This is a genomic window from Pseudomonas sp. HY13-MNA-CIBAN-0226 (assembly GCF_040310305.1).
Taxonomy (GTDB): domain Bacteria; phylum Pseudomonadota; class Gammaproteobacteria; order Pseudomonadales; family Pseudomonadaceae; genus Aquipseudomonas; species Aquipseudomonas gregormendelii.
The window spans coordinates 33,464-52,583 of sequence record NZ_JBEOPS010000019.1; the positions used below are offsets into that span (position 1 = coordinate 33,464).

General features: G+C 62.3%; 13 protein-coding genes. 5 read left to right on the plus strand and 8 right to left on the minus strand.

The window, feature by feature from the left end:
* Positions 1 to 45 precede the first annotated feature (45 nt).
* On the plus strand, positions 46 to 1,002 hold the full coding sequence (locus AAEZ05_RS20465; protein ID WP_205892445.1) for an alpha/beta hydrolase: 957 nt from the start codon (positions 46 to 48) through the stop codon (positions 1,000 to 1,002).
* Positions 1,003 to 1,489: 487 nt separating this feature from the next.
* Positions 1,490 to 1,837, plus strand: coding sequence for a DUF6124 family protein (locus AAEZ05_RS20470; protein ID WP_350648603.1), 348 nt, complete (start codon positions 1,490 to 1,492; stop codon positions 1,835 to 1,837).
* Positions 1,838 to 2,015: 178 nt separating this feature from the next.
* Here the strand turns inward: AAEZ05_RS20470 and AAEZ05_RS20475 are convergent, their stop codons facing one another.
* The 5 genes from AAEZ05_RS20475 to pvdM all read right to left on the minus strand — a co-directional run bounded on the left by AAEZ05_RS20475 (position 2,016) and on the right by pvdM (position 10,098).
* Positions 2,016 to 4,493, minus strand: a complete 2,478-nt coding sequence (locus AAEZ05_RS20475) for a TonB-dependent siderophore receptor (protein ID WP_350648605.1) — start codon at positions 4,491 to 4,493, stop codon at positions 2,016 to 2,018.
* Between the two features lie 238 nt (positions 4,494 to 4,731).
* Positions 4,732 to 6,381, minus strand: coding sequence for a cyclic peptide export ABC transporter (locus AAEZ05_RS20480; protein ID WP_350648607.1), 1,650 nt, complete (start codon positions 6,379 to 6,381; stop codon positions 4,732 to 4,734).
* 77 nt (positions 6,382 to 6,458) lie between these two features.
* Positions 6,459 to 7,337 (minus strand): dihydropyoverdine dehydrogenase, encoded by an 879-nt coding sequence (gene pvdO, locus AAEZ05_RS20485; protein ID WP_350600391.1) that lies wholly within the window; start codon positions 7,335 to 7,337, stop codon positions 6,459 to 6,461.
* A gap of 101 nt (positions 7,338 to 7,438) precedes the next feature.
* The gene (pvdN, locus tag AAEZ05_RS20490) at positions 7,439 to 8,719 is read right to left on the minus strand and encodes a pyoverdine-tailoring periplasmic protein PvdN (protein ID WP_350600390.1); all 1,281 of its coding nucleotides are present in this window, start codon (positions 8,717 to 8,719) and stop codon (positions 7,439 to 7,441) included.
* Between the two features lie 29 nt (positions 8,720 to 8,748).
* Positions 8,749 to 10,098: a pyoverdine-tailoring dipeptidase-like protein PvdM gene (gene pvdM, locus AAEZ05_RS20495; protein WP_350648609.1), complete on the minus strand. Its 1,350-nt coding sequence runs from the start codon at positions 10,096 to 10,098 to the stop codon at positions 8,749 to 8,751.
* Positions 10,099 to 10,320: 222 nt separating this feature from the next.
* Between pvdM and pvdP the strand changes: the two genes are divergently transcribed.
* Positions 10,321 to 11,949, plus strand: coding sequence for a pyoverdine maturation tyrosinase PvdP (pvdP, locus tag AAEZ05_RS20500; protein WP_350648611.1), 1,629 nt, complete (start codon positions 10,321 to 10,323; stop codon positions 11,947 to 11,949).
* Between the two features lie 146 nt (positions 11,950 to 12,095).
* Here the strand turns inward: pvdP and AAEZ05_RS20505 are convergent, their stop codons facing one another.
* The 3 genes from AAEZ05_RS20505 to AAEZ05_RS20515 are packed head-to-tail and all read right to left on the minus strand — an operon-like array spanning position 12,096 to position 16,644.
* Positions 12,096 to 13,490, minus strand: coding sequence for an efflux transporter outer membrane subunit (locus tag AAEZ05_RS20505; RefSeq protein WP_350648613.1), 1,395 nt, complete (start codon positions 13,488 to 13,490; stop codon positions 12,096 to 12,098).
* A 7-nt stretch (positions 13,491 to 13,497) separates the two neighbouring features.
* Positions 13,498 to 15,471: a MacB family efflux pump subunit gene (locus AAEZ05_RS20510; protein WP_205892452.1), complete on the minus strand. Its 1,974-nt coding sequence runs from the start codon at positions 15,469 to 15,471 to the stop codon at positions 13,498 to 13,500.
* Positions 15,472 to 16,644: an efflux RND transporter periplasmic adaptor subunit gene (locus AAEZ05_RS20515; protein ID WP_350600384.1), complete on the minus strand. Its 1,173-nt coding sequence runs from the start codon at positions 16,642 to 16,644 to the stop codon at positions 15,472 to 15,474.
* Between the two features lie 321 nt (positions 16,645 to 16,965).
* On the opposite strand from AAEZ05_RS20515, the gene AAEZ05_RS20520 reads away from it, so the two are divergent.
* Positions 16,966 to 17,448: a sigma-70 family RNA polymerase sigma factor gene (locus AAEZ05_RS20520; protein ID WP_272873836.1), complete on the plus strand. Its 483-nt coding sequence runs from the start codon at positions 16,966 to 16,968 to the stop codon at positions 17,446 to 17,448.
* Positions 17,449 to 17,590: 142 nt separating this feature from the next.
* The gene (locus tag AAEZ05_RS20525; RefSeq protein WP_205892453.1) at positions 17,591 to 18,928 is read left to right on the plus strand and encodes a lysine N(6)-hydroxylase/L-ornithine N(5)-oxygenase family protein; all 1,338 of its coding nucleotides are present in this window, start codon (positions 17,591 to 17,593) and stop codon (positions 18,926 to 18,928) included.
* Positions 18,929 to 19,120 lie beyond the last annotated feature (192 nt).

A 19,120-nucleotide genomic window follows, 5' to 3' on the forward strand; every position in this document is an offset into this window, starting at 1 on the left:
AACATTGCGCGTTCCCCACCGATTATTGTGTAAAAGGATCCCCCCATGCCCGTCCTGCCCGAACTCGAAGCCTTCCTTGAACTCGCCGAATTCGGCCGTCTCACCGGCAAAAGCCGCCCCATGCACGACCTCACCCCAGAACAGGCCCGCAGCGATTTCGAAGCCTCCTCAAGCTTCCTCGACACCCCACTGACCCACATCAACTGCGAACACTTCACCCTCCCCGCAAGAGACGGCCACAACCTTCCGGCCCGCCTGTACCGCGACGCCAACCCGGTCGAAGGCTTGCAACCCGTCATCCTGTACTTCCACGGCGGCGGCTACGTCGTCGGCAGCCTCGACTCCCACGACGCCCTGTGCCGGCGCCTCGTCGCCCAAGGCGGCTTCGACCTCCTGACGGTCGATTACCGCCTGGCCCCTGAATGGCAATTCCCAACCCCGATCCAGGACGCCTGCGATGCCGCCAACTGGCTGGCCCGAGAAGGCGCCGCCCAGGGCCTGGATGCCATCCGCGCAGCCTTGGCCGGCGACAGCGTCGGTGCAACCCTGGCCACCGTCCTCTCGATTATCGCGATACAAACCCCCGCAGAATTGCAACTCAAACCCAAGGCCCAGGTACTGGTCTACCCCGTCACCGACGCCACCACCAAACGCCCCTCCCACCGGGATTTCGCCGAAGGCTACCTGCTCGAAACCCCGACACTGGACTGGTTCTACAGCCACTACAGCCGCACCCCCGCCGACCTCGCGGACTGGCGCTGCTCGCCATTACTGGCACAAGACCTGGCAGGACTCGCACCGGCACTGGTCTACCTGGCCGGGCACGATCCGTTGCACGACGAAGGGCTGGCATACGCCGAACGACTGCGCGAGGCGGGGAATGAAATGACGCTGCTGGAACAACCGGGGATGACCCATGACTTCATGCGCATGGGTGGGTTGTTGAGCGAAGTGGAAGGGATTCACGCGCAAGTGGCGGGGTGGGTGCGGGCAAGATTGTGATCTGCAGCGACAACACTCGCGATCCCTCAAACGGGGATTACGATTTTCCGGGCAAGTTTGTGTGGTGCGATGGTGGCGGCAAAATTTCGCATGTCTTGAGGACACAACCCAATAGAGTTTTGTTCTTTAAACAGCGATTGATGCTGTGTGTTTAATCGTGCCCATGATTACTTCCTGCAGGCTACAACGCCTTGCGCCATTGCCTACAGGTACGTCAGAATCCGCCGACTTGTGCGCCTTGGGTGCGGGCGCTATCGTTGCGTGGTCGCTGGAAAACAGCGATCGGGTTTGGTAGCCCTCGTACATATGACGCATAACGTCACCTGATCAAGGTGCTTCTGGCATTTGAAATATGGTGGCCGTGCGCAGGGCGCTTTCGAGCGCGCCGGTTTTGCCATATGTACCGGTCTACCAACCTCCGTATGGCCGCCACCTTCGTTTGGTAGCGAGGGTGAGGGCTCCTTTAGTCACATATGGAGTTTCATCTATGTTCAAGGTAACGCCCAACCCGCCGGACACTGATCCGACAACAGCCCCTGATAATTCCGATTCACCTGGCCCCCACCAAACTGCCGCACCCCGGCCCTCGATCGCCGACATCAAAGCCACCCCGCGCAAACTCTGCACGCTGTTCACCGTCAACCCCGAGCTCGACACCGAAACCTTGCTGGCCTATGCCTGCGAGTCGCTGGCGTCGGCCAATGTCATGGCCACCGACCTGGTGGATCAAATGGAGGGCAGTTCGCGCAATGCCTTGTTGGGGATTGCGCAGGTGATCATGATGGGGGAATTGGCGGTGAAACGGGCATTGGATCAGCTTGGATGTTCTGAGTAACTAGAGTCAAAAGATCGCAGCCTTCGGCAGCTCCTACAGGATGGTGGGTACACCCGTAGGAGCTGCCGAAGGCTGCGATCTTTTGATCTTGCCGTTCAACTTGATCTTGCCGTTCAACCTTCTTCCAAAAAAAATGCCCGCGTCGAAAGAAGCGGGCATTTTCATTTCAGCCTATCGCTCAGAAATCATACTTCGCGGTCAGCTGCAGGTTGCGCGGTTCGCCGTAGAACGTGGTGCCGAAGTTGCCAAGGCCCGACAGGTATTTCTTGTCGAAGACGTTGTTGGCATTGACGGTGAAGCTCAGGTGATCGTCGTAGTTGTAGCGGGTCATCAGGTCGACGAGGGTGTAGCCGCCTTGCTTGAGTGAGGTCTCGCCGCCTTCGCCGCCGCCCACGTCCGGGCTGTAGCTCAGGCCGTAGAACGCGCTCTGCCAGCTGATGCCACCGCCGACGGTGACCTGGTTAAGCGCGCCGGGCAGGCGGTAGGTGGTGAACGTGCGGATCACATGTTCCGGCTTGCTGGTGGCCAGCGGGAAACCGTAGATGCGCTGATGGTCCTTGTCGCGGGTGCGGGCGTAGGTGTAGCCGGCCGAAACGTTCCAGTCCGGTGCCAGTTCGCCGGCCATTTCCAGTTCCACGCCATTGGTGGTGGCGCCGTCTGTGGCTTCGAAGATGCCATCGCCGGTGTTCAGATCGGTACCGACCGATTGCGCGACGTTATCCTGCTCGATGCGGAAGAAGGCCAGGCTGGCGTTCAGTTGACCGTCGAGGTAGGCGGCTTTCAGACCGGTTTCGTAGCTGTCGCCTTCAACCGGTGCCAGGGTCGAGCCGTTGATGTCCTTGTTGATCTGCGGCTGGTAGATCTTGGTGTAGCTGCCGTAGACCGAGTAGGTCTCGTTCAGGTCGTAGACCACACCGGCGTAGGGCGTGACTACCCCGTGTTCCTTGTAGCTGGCATGGGTGTCGGTCAGGCTGCCACCCGGGTAGTAGGAGTAGTCTTCGTTGTACTTGAACGTGCTCAGGCGGCTGCCAAGGATGAACGACAGGTCGTCGGTCGGACGCAGGCGGGTGGCCAGGTACAGGCCGTTCTGGCTTTGGGTGCGTTCGTACTTGCCGTTTTTCGGAAACTCCTGCTTGGGCAGGGTGCCGTTCCAGTCGTAGATGCTGCCCGGGACCAGTTCAAAGGCGCTGGTGTCGTAGGTTGCCCCGGTCTGGCGCGAGTGGGCTGCCATGAAGCCGGCGACCAATTCATGCTCGCGGCCACCCAGGGTAAAAGGACCGGAAACGCTCACGTCAGCGGTGTTTTGTACGCGATGGCCTTCCCAGCGTCCCCAGTACAGAAAGTTACCTTCGCCCGTGGCACGGTCGGCGTAGCCACCGCTGGCAGAGGCCAGCTGGGTGTCGTGATCGGTGGTTTTCTGGTCGAAGCTGGCTTTGAATTTCCAGTCATTGGCCAGCGCCTGTTCCAGCGAGGCAAAGTAGGTGACGCTGTCGAAATCACGACGGCTCCAGTCTGCGCCCGGGTTGAAACTGCGGGAGAAATCGGTGCGGCCGCCATCGGTGAAGTAGGGCGCATTACCGGTCCAGGAACTGCCGCGCGGCGTCGCGCTGGACTTGTCGACGCCCAGGGTCAGCAAGGTATCGTCGGTCAGGTCGGCTTCGAGGACGCCGTAGAACAGGTCTTTCTTCTGGCTGTAGTGGTCGATGTACGAATCTTTGTCCTGAAGAGCGCCGACGAAGCGCCCACGCACAGTGCCGGAGTCGTTCAACGAGCCGGAAATGTCGCCTTCGGTGCGGTAGTTATCCCAGGAGCCTGCGGTGGCGCTGACCGATGCCTTGAAATCCTTGGTCGGCTTCTTGCGCACCAGGTTGACGGTGGCGGACGGGTCGCCCGCGCCGGTCATCAGGCCGGTAGCACCCTTGATGACTTCGACGCGATCGAGGCTGGCCGAGTCGTCGCTGTTGTTGGGGTTTTCGCCGTAGACACCGTCGTACGGCTGGTTGACGCCATCGTACTGGAAGTTGGTGATCGCAAAGCCACGGGCGGAGAACTCGGTACGGTCACTGTCGTACTTTTGCGTGGTCACCCCGGGGGTGTTGCGCAGCACGTCGCCGACGCTCTGCGCGCCGCGATCATCCATCTGCTGGCGAGTCACCACGGTCACCGATTGTGGGGTCTCGCGCAGGGTCAATGGCAGCTTGGTCGCCGTGGTCGTTGCACCGGTGGTGTAGGAGCCCGTGTCTTCGGTGGTCAGGCCCAGCGCCTGGCCGGAGATGGTGGTGGCGCCCAATTGCAGGCTCGAGCTGCCACCGGACACCAGCGTCACGGTGTTGCCGTTGATCTGGAAAGAGATGCCGCTGCCCTTGAGCAGTTCCGCCAGGGCCTGGGACGGCTCCAGCGAACCGGAGACTGCGCGGGACTTGATCCCGGCGACCTGGTCAGGGCTGTAGAGGATCTGCAGGTTGGTCTGCATGCCCAACTCGGTCAGCGCGCTGGACAGCGGCTGCACCGGGATACTCACTTTTACAGGTGCCGCATTGACCATCGAGCTCCCCAGCAAGGTGGCGGTCAGCAGTACGCTGGTAAACAGGCTGCGATGCAGCGTCGGGCGCTGTACGGCCAGTGCGAGAGGTGTGCGGCGGGTGAGAGGTCGCATTACTTACCTGAGCTCCTGAAAAGTGTTGTGCAGTTTTTTGTGAATAAGAATGATTATTAAGACGGGGCGCGCAGGTAAAACCGGAAAGAAACGTGCAAATAAAATTCGCCGGACCCGATAAAGCACTACCTGTGGACGCGGGCTTGGTCGCCAAAGCAGTGGGTCAGATAACACTCATGCAGAATGTGCTGGCCCTTTCGCGAGCAAGCCCGCTCCCACAGGTGTGTGCAGCCGGTTTTCAGGCACTGACGGGTTCGGTAACCACCCGGCCGCTTTCCATGCGCACCAACTGGTCGGCGACGTCGAAGTAACGGTCGTCGTGGGAGATCACGATGATGGTCTTGCCCAGGCGTTTCAGGTCCGGCAGCAGTTCGGTGTAGAAGATGCGGCGGAAGGTCGGGTCCTGATCGGCAGCCCATTCATCGAACACCAGCACCGGGCGCTCTTCGAGCCAGGCATTGACCAGTGCCAGGCGTTTGCGCTGGCCGGTGGACAGGTCGGTGGTGGTGAAGTTGCCATCCTTGACGCTGACCTTGTGGGCGATCTCCAGGCGCTGCAGGTATTGGTTGGCGTCTTCGGGGATGTGCTGGTCGCCCTGGATCACGTCGTCGAACAGGTAGTAGTCGGCAAAAATGGTGGTGAACAGCTGGCGATAGTCGTCGCGATTGTGCGAGTCAATCGCCTCGCCGTTGACGCGGATTTCGCCCTGTTGCGGGGTGTACAGGCCCAGCAGCAACTTGATCAGCGTGGTCTTGCCACAACCGTTTTCGCCGACGATAAAGGTGATGTCGCCTTGCTTGATCGTCAGGTTCACCGGGCCCAGCTGGAACGGCGCGGCACCTTCGGCGGCCGGGAAAGTGAACCGCACATCAGACAGTTTCAGCTCATGCACCGCCTGTTTGACCTGGCCCTGATCGCTGAGGAGCAAGTGCGGCTCAGGGGTGGAAAATTGCTCGGACAGCTCGGCGATCCGGCGGAACGCGATTTGCGCACGACTGACGATCGGCAGGGTGCTGATCAGGTGCTCCAGAGGGCCTTTCATGTACAGCAGCACCAGCACAAAGCCGCTCATCACGGTCTTGTCGGCGCTGGGCCAGTAGGTTTGCAGCGCCAGGGCCAGGCCGATGACCACGAAGAACAGCATGGAGCCGAAGGTCTTGGCGATGACGAAGGTGTTGATCGAGCGCACCTGGGTGTTGCAGATGAATTCGGCGGTGGCCTTGATGCCCGAGGCGTACATGCGCTGGCGGCGAGGGCGATGGATGCGCAGCTCCTTGGCGCCTTCGGCGATCGCGTTGTAGTGCTTTTGCAGCTCGTCCTCGGCATCGCGGGCGGCCATGAACCCTTGCACGCCCTTGCTTTGGGCATAGGCCTGGATCGCCGTGCCGATCAGGATCGCGGCAACCATGATCAGGAACATCGGCCACGACAGGATGGCGAGGTAGCCCATGCAGCCCAGGGTGACCGTGAGCGAAATCGCCAGTGGTGCGAAGGCGAAGGCGAAGTCGCTGATGGTGTCGACGTCATGGGTCAGCACCGGGATCAGGCGATGGCTGCGGTAGCGCTCGATCTGTTCGATGGGGGCCGAGAGGACCTTCTCGCCCAGCTGTTTGCGCAGCTTGGCGATGATGTGCTGGCCGACGTAGTTGGTGCCGATGTCCGAGCAGATCGAACTGGCCAGCGCCAGCAGGCACAGGCCGGCGAACAGCGCGACCACACCCTGGGTCAAACCGGTTTCGGAGTGCAGCGCGTTGTTGATGGTCGCCAGCAACACCGTGACGCTCAGGCCGCCAACCATGCCCAGGAAGATGGAGGCGGCGACGATCAGCCGAAAGGGTTTCAACAGGGCGAACAATTCGCCGATGGCGCCACGGGGAGGCTGGGTCATGGAAGACGGTTCCTTGGGTGTAAAGGCAGATACCCAGTAGAACGTCTGGTGCGGGGGTTAATTTAGCAGGACAGCTCCTACAGATCGCGCACTACGCGAAACCCGATCCAGTCCCCACGCTCTTGCGGGTATTGGCTGTTGCGATTGCCCGAGCGTGAAAACACCGGTGCTTCGCCCCAGTCGTTGCCGCGAATCCGTACGGCCTCGCAATTGGCTTCGAGCCAGGCGCTGCCATCGGCAGGCGCGCCGACGTAGTTGGGGTGTTCGCAGTCCTGCACCCACTCATAGACATTGCCGTGCATGTCGTACATGCCGAAGGCATTGGCCGGGTAGCTGCCCACCGGCGAGCTGTAGCTGTAGCCGTCGGCCGGGCCATAGGTGTTGGCGTGTTTGGCGATGCTGTACGCCTTGCCCTCGTCGAACGGAAAAGGGAAGGGGCCCTGGCTGCCACCGCGGGCGGCGTATTCGCGTTGGGCCTCGCTGACCATGTGGTAGGTCTGGCCGGTCTTTTTCGACAGCCAGGCGACGTAGTTCTTCACGTCATCGAAGTTCATGCACACCGCCGGCTGACGCGCGCCCTGGGGATAGCGTGGCTTGCTGGCAATGCATTCGCGTCCGGGGCGGGTGTCGCCATTGGCGATGGTCACGCCACTTTCGCGCACGTAGCTGTCCCACTCGCCGGCGGTGACCTGGAAGCGGCTCATGGCGAATGGCTTGGCGAAGGTCACCTCGTGCATCGGGCCCTCGTCGGGTTCGCGGCCGACTTCGTCTTCCGGCGTGCCCATGGTGAAAGTGCCGGCGGGCAGCACGACCATTTCCGGGCAGTCGCGGCAGTCCTTGAATACGTTGCCCGGTTGCGGCGCGGCGGCCGCCTGGGCGGTGGTTGGGGCCAGTGCGGCGATGAGTGCGGTGAGGGCGAGCGCCTTGAGCGGCAGGACTATCAGATTGCTTTTCATGGGTGTCTCGTCGAAAGAAAAACTGAGGGCGTGGACATTCCCTTTTGGGAGCGAGCAAGCGCGCTCCCACAAGGGGTACGTGTCATACCGGGGGGCAGGCATCAGACGGTGTTGCCCAGCAAGGCCATGAAGCGGTCGATCTCGTGTTCGCTGTTGAGCAGGCCTGGCGCAATGCGAATGACCGGGCCGACATCGCGGTCCACCGAGTCGCACACCACCCGGTTCTTCATCAGCTGTGCGGCGACCGTTTCGCAGTCGCGCCCCTTGACCCGGAAGAAGCTGAAGCCGGCCGACAGGTCCGGGCTCAAGGGGGTGACCAGTTCCATCTGCGGGTGCTCCAGCAGGCGATTCTTGGCATAGGTGTTCAGCCCATGGATGCGTGCCTGCACCTGGGCCTTGCCCAGTTCCAGGTGCAGCTTGAACGCCTCATCCAGCGCCCAGCGATGTTCAAAGCTGTGGTAGCCACCGGGGGTCATGATGGTCGAGAAAGCGGTAGCTTCGGAAAAGGTCGGAATGGTCGGCGTCACGTCCTTGAGCTCGGCCGAGCGGGCGCAGATGATCCCGGTGCCGCGCGGGCCGAACATCCATTTATGGGTGCCGGCAATAAAGAAGTCGCAGTGCATGTCGGGAAAATCCAGATCGTCGACGCCAAAACCGTGCACGCCGTCGACCACATACAGGATGCGATCCTGGTCCGTACGGTTGCGGTTATGTTCTTCCACCAGCTTGCCGATTTCAGCAATGGGCAGTTTCACGCCGGACCCCGATTGCACCCAGGTCATGCCCAGTACCCGGGTGTTGGGGCGTATGCCCTTGGCAATCGAGCCCAGCACTTCATCCACCGACACCTCGCGGCTGTTCTCGAACAACTTGAGCTTGCGCACTTTCACGCCGTCTTTCTGCTGGCGGTAGTCCAGCGCGTAGTGGGTTGCGTAGTGCTCGTGCTCGGTGGTAAGGATTTCCTGATCCGCACGCACATGGATGCCGCCGTAGATCAGCGACAAGCCTTCGGTGGTGCTGCCGGTGAGGGCGATCTGTTCGGGCCTGGCGTTGAGGTAGCGTGCGGCCCATTCGCGCACTTGCTGTTCGCGCTTCTCGGTTTCCCCCAGGTCCCAGTCCATGGCCCGGCCGGGGTTGCGATCAAGGTGGGCGCGATGCCTCTCGATGGCCTCACGCACGGGCCTTGGGTGCGAAGTCACCAGGAAGTTGGCGAAGTGCAGGTAGTCGGGGTCCTGGTTGAATAGCTGGCGCAACTGCGCCCATTTGTCTTTCGGCAATGGCGCCGGATTAGCCGCCAGGGCCGGCAGGCCTGCAGCGGCACCCAGGGGCAGGCCCGCCGCGAGGATGCCGGCCTGCTTGAGGAATGATCGACGGTTGGTCATGGGTCAGGTTCGCTTTTGCAAAGTGGGCATCAGTTGTTCGCCAGCGGTTTCGACGACTGCTGTACCTGGGCCCACACCCGCAGGAAATTGCCGCCCCAGAGTTTGGCGATGTCGGCTTCGCTGTAACCGCGACTGATCAGCTCCGCCGTCACGTTGCGGGCTTCGCTGACATCTTTCCAGCCGTCCAGACCGCCGCCGTCGTTGAAGTCGGAGCTGATGCCGACATGGTCGATGCCGATTTTTTTCACGGCGTAGTCGATGGCGTCGCCGTAGTCCTTGAGGGTGGCTTTGGGCTCTTCGTCGACTATTGCGTACAGCTGGCTGGCGTACTCGCCGAAGCGTTGCTCCGGCCAGACGGTGATGATCGGGTCGCCGGGCATCAAGGCCATCTCCAGCCCCTGCAGCGGTTGCAGGTCGAAGCGTGCACGCAGGGCGTTGAGCTTGTCCTGGGTCGCCTGGCTGAGCGGGCGGATGTAGGTCGGGAAGCCAACGATCTGGACCACGCCGCCGCTCTGCTTGATCAGCTGCATCTCCGCGTCGCTGAGGTTGCGCGGGATGTCCACCAGTGCCCGTGGCGCCGAGTGCGAGGCCACCATCGGTGTGCGGCTTAGTTGCGCGACTTGCTCCAGGGCTTTGGTCGACATTTGCGACACGTCGATGATCACCCCGAGGTCGTTGAGCCGGTGCACGGCCTGCTTGCCGGTCTCCGACAGGCCGCCTAGGGCGTCGCGCGAGTCGTTGAAAAACGGTAGCGGCCGCGAGGAGTCAGCCCAGGCGTTGTTGCCCACGTAGCTGAAGCCAAACATGCGCATGCCGCGCGCGGCCCACTTGTCCAGGGCGTTGAGGTCGTTGCCCAGCGGGTAGGCATTGAGCATGCTCATGAAGATGGCGAACTTGCCTTCGCCATGCAGGCGCCGGAAGTCGTCCGGGGTGTAGGCGATGGCGACCTGGTTGGGAAAGTCGCGCACCAGGGTGCTGATGATCTTGTAGCGGGTTTCCTGCTCGAATCGCGCCTCGTCGACAAACCCCGCAGTGGGGCGGTGCGGAGCGTTTTCGCCATTCCAGATTTCCGGCCAGCCGAAAATGGTCAGGGCTGCGCCGGACAGGCGTCCGCGTGCGGTCTTGACCAGGTCGAACTGGCCGCTGCCATCCTTGTCGGCCTCGTTGTCGGCGGTGCCGAAGTCGAGCGGTAGGGTGACGTGGCTGTCGAAGGAGAGGATTCGCTCTTGCAGTTCATCGGCTTGCTTCATCACCTTGACCGGGTAGCCGGGGTTGTCCTTGAACCAGTAGCCCCAGGCCGCAAAGCCGGCTCCGGCGCTGATGGCCAGCACCAGCGGCAGGCCGATGTAGAGCGCCTTTTTCGAACGTGGTTTTGTCATTGCCATCTCAGTCAGGTTCGCCGGCCGCAGGGGCCTTGGTTATCTGGGAAGAACGGTTATCTGGGAAGAACGATTGACCGGTGGGAAAATTTAGATGAGCGTGCGGGCCCATATGGAGATCCCTGTGGGAGCAAGGCTTGCCCGAGATGCGCTTAAATTCTTGAAGGCAACAAACGTTCTAGCTTGGATAAAGCCTGCTTCATGGCTGACACAGGTAGGGCAATGACGATTTCTCGACGATGGTTCATGGCAGGCCTGGCGCTGACCGGTGCCGCCGTGCCTGCGGCTTATTATGGGCATCGTGAATGGACCCGCCCGGACCCGACGATCACCCCCGGCGAAGCGACGTTCGACGTGGCGGATGTTGCTGGCCAGCACCTGGCGAATACCCTGCGCGGCGTCTGGCAGATCCGCTTCGAGGGGCATGATGCCGGTATCGAAGGCTTGCCCCGGGATGGCCTGGAACTGTTTCTCGACATCGGCCACAAGGGCCGCGGCCTCACCGGTTACCTCGACACCGCCGAGCGCTTGCGCGCCACTGCAGCCCCGCGCTACCGGGTGCTGGGTGACCTGGCGGATGCCAAACCCGCCGAGCTCAGCTGGCGCTTGATCAGCGCCGATGCACTGCACGACACCCCGGATTACGAATTCAGCATGTCCCTGGATGAAGTCTGGGCGGGTTTCGGCAACGCCGGCAGCGCGACGCTCAGCGGCCGGGTATTGAACCTGGATCGGCCCTTGATGATGACTGCCCAGGACAATCGTTTTATCGCGCTCAAGCGGGTGTTTCCCGAAGCGCGTGAGCGCACGGGCCTCAACCCGACGCTGCTGGCCTGGCTGATTTCGCCGGAGCATCGGCTGTTCCACCAGCTGTGGCACGCCTCCCGGGACAAGTGGCATACCTTGCCCGAAGACAAGCGCAACGCCCTGCGCGGCATCGGCTGGCAGCCCGGGCCGCGGGACAAGGAGCGCGATGCCCGGGGCGCGCGCAAGGATCGCAATGGCTCCGGTGTGGATTTTTTCTTTATGCACCGGCACATGCTCGGTACGGCGCGCTCCATGCAGGATCTGCCGTCGTGGCCGCATTTTCCCCTGCCGCAGCCGGAACTGGCGCGGGATCGAGTCGGCTTCGCCCGCTACTTCGACAATCACGATGGCACGTCTTTGCCGCCCACCTGGCTGGCCGACGACGATGCCGAGTACTCGCAGTGGGTGGCCGACATCAAGACGGCCGAGACCTACCACAGCAATTTCCAGGTGTGGGAGTCGCGTTATCGTGATCCACGTTATCTGTCGAAGCTGACGCTGGGGCAGTTCGGTTCCGAGGTCGAGTTGGGCCTGCACGACTGGCTGCACATGCGCTGGGCCTCGGTGCCGCGCGATCCGTCCAATGGCCAGCCGGTGCCGTTTGCCCGTGACCCCTCGGATTTTTCCGCGCGCTGGTTTGCCGCAGAGAACGATTTTCTCGGCGATCCCTTTTCCTCCCATGTGAGCCCGGTGTTCTGGCATTTTCACGGCTGGATCGATGATCGACTGGAAGACTGGTTCCGCGCCCACGAGCGTTTTCATCCGGGGCAGGTCAGTCGCCTGGAGGTCAATGGCGTGGCGTGGTTTGCGCCGGGGCGCTGGGTTGAGGTGGATGACCCGTGGCTGGGGCCGGGGACTCATGGTTGCAGCACCACACCGGGTTTGCAGGCGGGCAAGTCAATGGAGATGGACCCGGAAACCATGAAGCTGGCGCTGCGCATTACTTTTGGTGAGGAGGAGCAGAAACTGGCCGGGCTGTTGCGCAAGGTACCGCAGCGGCCCTGGTATGCGCGGCATTTGAAGGCCAGGCAAAGCGAGGCTTGAAGGCCGCGTTATCGTTCATCGCGGGCAAGTCGAATCGTCGCACCGCCGCTCCCACAGGTATTGGTGGTGGACGCAGCATTTGTGTTCGGCGCAGATCACTGTGGGAGCCGGGCTTGCCCGCGAAGGGGTCCTCATGGACACGCCCATCACAGCGCCCGCCACCCTCCACCCAACGCTTTGTACAGCGCCACACTGGCCTGCAACCGCGCCAGCCGCAGCTGTACATTCAGGTCTTGCGCCGCATACAAGGTGCGCTGGGTCTCCAGCACCGTCAGCAAGTCCTCGGCCCCGGCCTGATAGCGATTCTGCGCGATGTTGAACGCCGTCTGGGCCTGGTTCAGCTCCTCCCCTTGCCACTGCCGCTGCTGATCCAGCCCGCGAATGCTGTTCAGGGCTTTTTCCACGTCGGCGAAACCATTGATGATCGCCCCGCGATAGTTCTCCAGGAGCTCTTCCTGGCGAGCCGTGGCCTTGTCACGTTCGGCGCCCAGGCGCCCATTGTTGAACACCGGTGCGAGCAATCCTGCGGTGAGGTTGTAGAACGGGCTGCGCAGGATATCCGCCGCGCGATCGGCGCCTGAACCCAGGTCGGCACTCAGGGTTACCGTGGGCAGCATGGCCGCCCGGGCGACGGTCACGTCGGCCTGTGCGGCCGCCAGCTGCGCTTCTGCCCTGGCGATGTCCGGGCGACGGCTGAGCAGCTCGCTGGGCACGCCGGCGGCGATGGTGGGCCATACCAGTTGATCGAAACGCTCCTGGCCCAACGACAGCTGTTGCACTGGCTGGCCAAGGAGGGCAGCGAGGTTGACCTGCGCCTCCTGGGCCTGCTGCTGCACCAGCGGCAATTGCCGTTGCTGCGCCGCCACCAGGCTCTTCTGCTGCGCCAGTTCCAGGGCCGTGGCCGAGCCCGAGTCGTAACGGGTCTGCACCAGGTTAAGCACGCTCCGGGCGTTGGCCAGGTTCAACTCGGCGATGCGCTGCTGTTCGCGCAGAGACAAGGTTTGTGCATAACCATTGGCGACGCTGCTCTGCAGGGTCAACTCGACCGTGGCCTGATCGAATTCGCTGGCCTGCAGCGCGAATAGCGCACTGTCGCGAGACGCACGCTGGCCGCCCCAAAAATCGATTTCGTAGCTGGCACTGAGATTGGCGTCGAAGTAGTCCACCGCCTTGTTACTGCTGTCGGCGTCCAGCTGGCTGTAACCATTACCGCGCAGCAGCTTCTGGCGATTGGCATTCAGGCCGGCCTTGAGCTCAGGTAACTGCGAGCCGCCGGCCACCACCGTCTCGGCCTGGGCCTGACGGACCCGGGCCATCGCCGCCGCCAGGTCGAAACTGCCCACGCGGGCCTGTTCGACCAGCAGGCCAAGCTGCGGGCTGCCGAACTGCGACCACCACTGGGTATTGCTGCGGGCGGCGCCAGTGTTGTGCGGCGATTGCCAGGCGGCAGGGGTCTGCAGGCCACTGTCCGGACGCTGGGCGGGAGTGCCGCAGGCGCTGAGCAACAGGCAGAGGGTCAACAGGCTGAGTGGCGGCTTCATAAATCGATCATTCACTGGTAAGGGCCGTGACCGGGTCGAGTCGGGCAGCTTTGCGGGCCGGCATGAAGCCGAAGACAACACCGGTGACCAGGGCGCAGCCAAAGGCGCCGAGCACCGCTATCAAGGAGAACGCGACCGCCACTTCACTCAGAATCAGCACGCCGCCGACGATCAGCGCCAGGGCGATGCCGGCGAGCCCGCCGACCACCGAGAGCATCACGGCCTCGGTCAGGAACTGGCGCAGAATGTCGCGCTGACGGGCACCGGTGGCCATGCGGATACCGATCTCGCGGGTGCGCTCGCGGACAGTCATGAGCATGATGTTCATCACGCCAATCCCGCCCACCAGCAAGGAGATCGCGGCAATCGAACCGAGCATCAGCGACAGGGTATTTTGCGTGCGCGCTTCGGCCTGGATCATCGCCGCGTTGTTGGTCAGTTCGAAGTCTTTCTTGCCGTTATGCAGGCGCAACATCAACTGCTCGATGGCCTGTTCGGTTTCCTTGACCTTGCGCGCATCAGCCGCGGCGATGGCGATGTACTCCGGGTTCTGGGTGCCGAACAGGCGCACACTCGCCGCTGAATACGGAATGGCAATGCGGTCGTCGCTGTCGGAATCGCCGGAGCTGGCGCCTTTTTCCGCGAGCACGCCGACCACCTGGAACGGCACGTTTTCGATGAGGATGTACTGGCCGATCGGGTTGGCGACATTCTTCAGCAGCTTGTGCCGCACCTTGTGGCCAATCACCGCGACCGCCGCAGCGTTCTGTTCGTCCGCCTCGGTAAAGTAGCTGCCTTCGACCACGGGCCAGTTGAAGATCGCCGGGAAGTTGGTGTCGTTGCCACCGACGTAGCTGAGGTGGTCCAGGTTGCCAAAACGCACCCCGGCTTCCTGGCCGTTGACCGGCATGATGCGGGTCACCTGCGGCAGGCTGCCGACCGCCTTGACCTCGTCCAGGGTGACGATGCCCAAGGGGGTTCGCGGGTTCGGCGATGAACCGCTGAGGTAAATGATATTGGAACCGAATGCACCCATCTGCGCCATGACCTGGCGTTTGCTGCCTTCCCCAACAGCCAGCATCACCACCACCGACGCAACGCCGATGATGATCCCAAGCAGGGTCAGCGCGGTGCGAAAGCGGTTGATCCACATCACTCGCCAGGCGGCTTGCACCGCGTCCACCAGTTCACCTTTCCAGGCGCCAGTGGCTTCGGCGCCCTCGGCCAGGCGCTTGCGCAGGTCCACCGCCTGCAGCGCGCCAGGATTGGCCGAGGTCTGCACCTGGGGGTTGTCCAGGGCGCTGTCGCTGATGATCAGCCCGTCGCGAATCTCAATGATGCGCTTGGCCCGCGCCGCCACTTCGCGATCGTGGGTGATCAGGATGACCACGTGGCCCTGGCTTGCCAGTTCGTCGAGCAAGGTCATGACCTCGGCGCCACTGTGGCTGTCGAGGGCGCCAGTGGGTTCGTCGGCGAGGATGATATGGCCGCCGTTCATCAAGGCGCGGGCAATCGACACCCGTTGTTGCTGGCCGCCGGAAAGCTGGTGCGGACGATTGCCGGTGCGTGAGGCCAGGCCCAGGCGGTCGAGCAGGGCGGCGGCGCGTGCGTGCCTTTCAGCCGCTGGCGTGCCGGCATAAATGGCCGGCATCTCGACGTTTTCCTGGGCAGAGCCAGACGGAATCAGGTGGTACCCCTGGAAGACAAACCCGAAGGCTTCACGGCGCAGCCAGGCCAGCTCGTCGCTGTCGAGGCCGGCGACATTTTCTCCGGCGAAGCGGTACTCACCCGAGGTCGGGCGGTCGAGGCAGCCGAGGATATTCATCAGGGTCGACTTGCCGGAGCCGGAGGCGCCAACGATCGCCACGAACTCCCCGGCGTGGATCGACAGGTCGATACCGCGCAACACGTGGACTTCAGGGGCGTCGCCACCGCCATAGGATTTGCGAATGTCCTGCAGGTCGATCAGGGGCGTCAGCATTCAGCCGCCACTCCCGCTGGCCGTGCCGATGAGCAGGTGATCACCTTCCTCCAGGCCGTCGAGGATCTGCACCCGCAGGCGGTCGCTGATGCCAGTGCGCACAATGCGTTGCTGCAGGCTGCCATTTTCAGCGACAACCTGGGCGGTCTGCTGGTCGGCCTGGGTGCCGGCTTGCAGGGCGGCGATGGGGGCGGTGAGGACATTCCTGGCCTGGTCGGAGACGAAAAATACCTGGGCGGTCATCTCCGCCATCAGGGCGTTGTCGGCGTTGTCGACGTCGAGCAACACGGTGTACAAGACCACTCGCGCGCTGCCGCTCTTGCTCGAACTGGCCGGGCTGCCGCCGCCCTGGCTGGTTTGGTCCAGAGGTTTGGGCGGCACCGGAAGTATCTGCCGTACGGTGCTGCTCCAGCGGCGGTTGCCGCCGCTCAAGGTGGTGAACCAGGCCTGCATGCCGGGTTTGACGTGGCCGATATCGGCCTCCGAAACTTCGGCCCAGACCGTCATCGGCGACAACTTGGCGATGCGCAGAATCAGCGGAGTTTGCTGTTGGGCGTTGAGGGTCTGGCCCTCCCGGGCGTCCAGGGCGACGACGGTGCCGGCCATCGGCGCATAGATGCGCGTGTAGCCAAGTTCCGCCTGATCGCTGCGCAGGCTGGCCTGTGCCTGGCGAATCTGTGCCTGGAACATGTCGATGCGCGCCTGGGTGGCGCGCAGTTCGGCCTGGGCCGTTTGCACGTCTTCTTCGCGGGTCGCCCCGCCAGCCTTAAGCTGCTGCTGGCGCTGGAATTTTTGCCGCGCCAGCGCGTGCTGGGCCCGCTGTTCTTCAAGCTGCGCCTTGAGATTTTCAATCGAGAAGCGCCCGGCATCGAGTCTGGCCTGTTGGGTGGACGGATCAATTTCCACCAGCAACTGACCTTCCTTGACCACATCACCGACCTCCGCGTGGATCTTCTGTATCTGCCCGGAAGCCTGGGCACCGACGTCGACATAGCGCCGGGGTTGCAGGGTGCCCAGCGCGGTGACACTGCTTTCGATGTCACCCCGGGTGACCTGTACGGTGGCGAACTTGTCCCGACCGGGCGGGATCATCTGCCAGGCGGCGACGGCGATAACGGGAATCAGACACAGGGCTGCAAGCAGGGCGCGTCGGGTGTGTCGGGGACGTTTCATGCAGGGTTCCGGCCAATGGAAATCGACCCGTCGTGCGCTCTGCCGGGGAATATCCGGCAATAGTCGAACGCTGCCGGCAGGCCGGCAGAGACGGGGAGCTGTCCTTAATACGAGAAATGCCGCGGCGAATTTAGGCGCGGACTCATGTGGGCACACATATAGACCGTGACAATTTGTCGGGCAAGACCAAGCAATACTTTAAATCTATATGAGAATTACTATAAATTACGCGCCTCGCTCTGCCACTATCTTGCCACTGCCTATTTCGGCGTTCGGCGGGGTGGCTCAAGGATTGAATCCGCACCCATGCGGCTGGGAGTCATGTTGGAGAACTACTATCGGGAGCTGGTGTGTTTCCTGAACGCCAAGCTAGGTAACCGTCAGGTGGCTGAAGACGTGGTGCATGACGCCTATCTGCGGGTACTTGAACGCTCCAGCACCACACCTATCGAGCAACCGCGGGCCTTTCTCTATCGCACTGCGCTCAACCTGGTGATCGACGATCACCGACGCAATGCCCTGCGCCAGGTCGAGTCGCTGGAAGTGCTCGATAACGAGGAGCGCTACTTCACCCCGTCGCCACATAACAGCCTCGACCACGGCCAGCGCCTGGAAATGCTCCAGCGCGCCTTGTCGGAACTGCCCCGGCTGTCCCGGGAGAGCTTTATGCTGCGCAAGATCGATGGCCTGTCCCATCCCGAAATTGCCGAGCACCTGGGCATTTCCCGAGCCCTGGTGGAAAAACACATCGTCAACGCGATGAAACATTGCCGGGTGCGGATGCGGCAATGGGATGGCCATTGACCCTGACGCTCTCGTCAAGGGTAAGTATTAAATTTTGTTTCACTGTCCTCGTTTCCTATCAACAGACGACCTGGCACTCGCCGCCTTGGTCACTCAGCTTTTTCTCCCCGCTGTTGAGGGGCTCATCCAGAGGACACTGGAAATGACACAGGCAATTGCATCGCCCATCGTTCACGACCTGATCGGCGTCGGTTTCGGCCCTTCGAACCTGGCACTGGCCATCGCCCTGCAAGAGCGCGGGCCGACCCAGGGTGAACTGGATGTACTGTTCCTCGACAAACAGGCCGACTACCGCTGGCACGGCAATACCCTGGTCACCCAGAGCGAGCTGCAGATCTCCTTCCTCAAGGACCTGGTGACCCTGCGCAACCCCACCAGCCCTTACTCGTTTGTCAATTACCTCAAGCACCACGGGCGCCTGGTGGACTTCATCAACCTCGGCACTTTTTACCCGTGCCGCATGGAGTACAACGACTACCTGCGCTGGGTCGCCGCGCAGTTCGACGCGCAGAGCCGCTACGGTGAAGAAGTGCTGACCATCGAGCCGGTGCTGCACAACCAGCAGGTCGAGGCGCTGCGAGTGATCTCCCGTGACGCACAGGGCCAGCAGCACGTGCGCACCACCCGTTCGGTGGTGGTCAGCGCCGGCGGGACCCCGCGCATCCCCGAGGCGTTCAAGTCACTCAAGGGCGATAGCCGGGTGTTCCATCATTCGCAATACCTGGCGCAGATGGCCCGTCAGCCCTGCGTGAACAACCAGCCAATGAGCATCGCGATCATTGGCGGCGGCCAGAGCGCGGCAGAAGCTTTTATCGATCTGAACGACAGCTTCCCGTCGGTGCAGGTGGACATGATCCTGCGCGGCTCGGCGTTGAAACCGGCGGATGACAGCCCCTTCGTCAACGAAGTGTTCTCGCCGGAATTCACCGACCTGGTGTTCCAGCAGGCCAGCACTGAACGTGAGCGGCTGGTGAACGAGTACCACAACACCAACTATTCGGTGGTGGACATTGACCTGATCGAGCGCATCTACGGCATTTTCTATCGCCAGAAAGTCTCAGGCATCGCCCGCCACGCTTTCCGCACCCTGACCACCATCGAAAAAGCCACCGCCACCGAGCGCGGCATCGAGCTGGCGGTGCGCAACAACGCCACCGGTGAAGTCACGGTTCGCCTCTACGACGCCGTGGTGCTGGCCACCGGTTACGAACGCCAGATGCACCGCAAACTGCTGGCGCCGCTGGAACAATACCTGGGCGAGTTCGAGGTGGATCGCCACTACAAACTCATCACCGACGAGCGCTGCACAGCGGGCATTTACATGCAGGGATTTTGTCAGGCCAGCCACGGACTGAGCGACACCTTGCTGTCAATCCTGCCGATTCGCGCAGACGAAATTGCCGGGTCGTTGTATGAGCATGGCAAGAGTCGTGGGCATAGCCGCTCGGTGGTGGATTTGTTGTTGGCGACGGCTAGCTGAGATTCCCGAGGTTAGTTCGAAACACCTCTGTGGGAGCAAAGCTGGTTCGCGATTTCTGTCAGGCATTCAACATTTGAGCTGACGGGTACACCGCCATCGCGAGCCAGCTTTGCTCCTACATCAATGATCGACCACCATCGCTACAGGCCGGGCTCCTGCAAGGTTAGCGTGCGCCTGCAACCTGTACCCCAT

What these genes read in the sequence shown, in the direction of transcription:
- AAEZ05_RS20480 (WP_350648607.1), bottom strand. Translation starts at nt 6,381, where the DNA reads ATGACCCAGCCTCCCCGTGGCGCCATCGGCGAATTGTTCGCCCTGTTG.
- AAEZ05_RS20465 (WP_205892445.1), top strand. Translation starts at nt 46, where the DNA reads ATGCCCGTCCTGCCCGAACTCGAAGCCTTCCTTGAACTCGCCGAATTC.
- pvdO (WP_350600391.1), bottom strand. Translation starts at nt 7,337, where the DNA reads ATGAAAAGCAATCTGATAGTCCTGCCGCTCAAGGCGCTCGCCCTCACC.
- AAEZ05_RS20520 (WP_272873836.1), top strand. Translation starts at nt 16,966, where the DNA reads ATGTTGGAGAACTACTATCGGGAGCTGGTGTGTTTCCTGAACGCCAAG.
- AAEZ05_RS20470 (WP_350648603.1), top strand. Translation starts at nt 1,490, where the DNA reads ATGTTCAAGGTAACGCCCAACCCGCCGGACACTGATCCGACAACAGCC.
- AAEZ05_RS20515 (WP_350600384.1), bottom strand. Translation starts at nt 16,644, where the DNA reads ATGAAACGTCCCCGACACACCCGACGCGCCCTGCTTGCAGCCCTGTGT.
- AAEZ05_RS20525 (WP_205892453.1), top strand. Translation starts at nt 17,591, where the DNA reads ATGACACAGGCAATTGCATCGCCCATCGTTCACGACCTGATCGGCGTC.
- AAEZ05_RS20505 (WP_350648613.1), bottom strand. Translation starts at nt 13,490, where the DNA reads ATGAAGCCGCCACTCAGCCTGTTGACCCTCTGCCTGTTGCTCAGCGCC.
- pvdN (WP_350600390.1), bottom strand. Translation starts at nt 8,719, where the DNA reads ATGACCAACCGTCGATCATTCCTCAAGCAGGCCGGCATCCTCGCGGCG.
- AAEZ05_RS20510 (WP_205892452.1), bottom strand. Translation starts at nt 15,471, where the DNA reads ATGCTGACGCCCCTGATCGACCTGCAGGACATTCGCAAATCCTATGGC.
- pvdP (WP_350648611.1), top strand. Translation starts at nt 10,321, where the DNA reads ATGACGATTTCTCGACGATGGTTCATGGCAGGCCTGGCGCTGACCGGT.
- pvdM (WP_350648609.1), bottom strand. Translation starts at nt 10,098, where the DNA reads ATGACAAAACCACGTTCGAAAAAGGCGCTCTACATCGGCCTGCCGCTG.
- AAEZ05_RS20475 (WP_350648605.1), bottom strand. Translation starts at nt 4,493, where the DNA reads ATGCGACCTCTCACCCGCCGCACACCTCTCGCACTGGCCGTACAGCGC.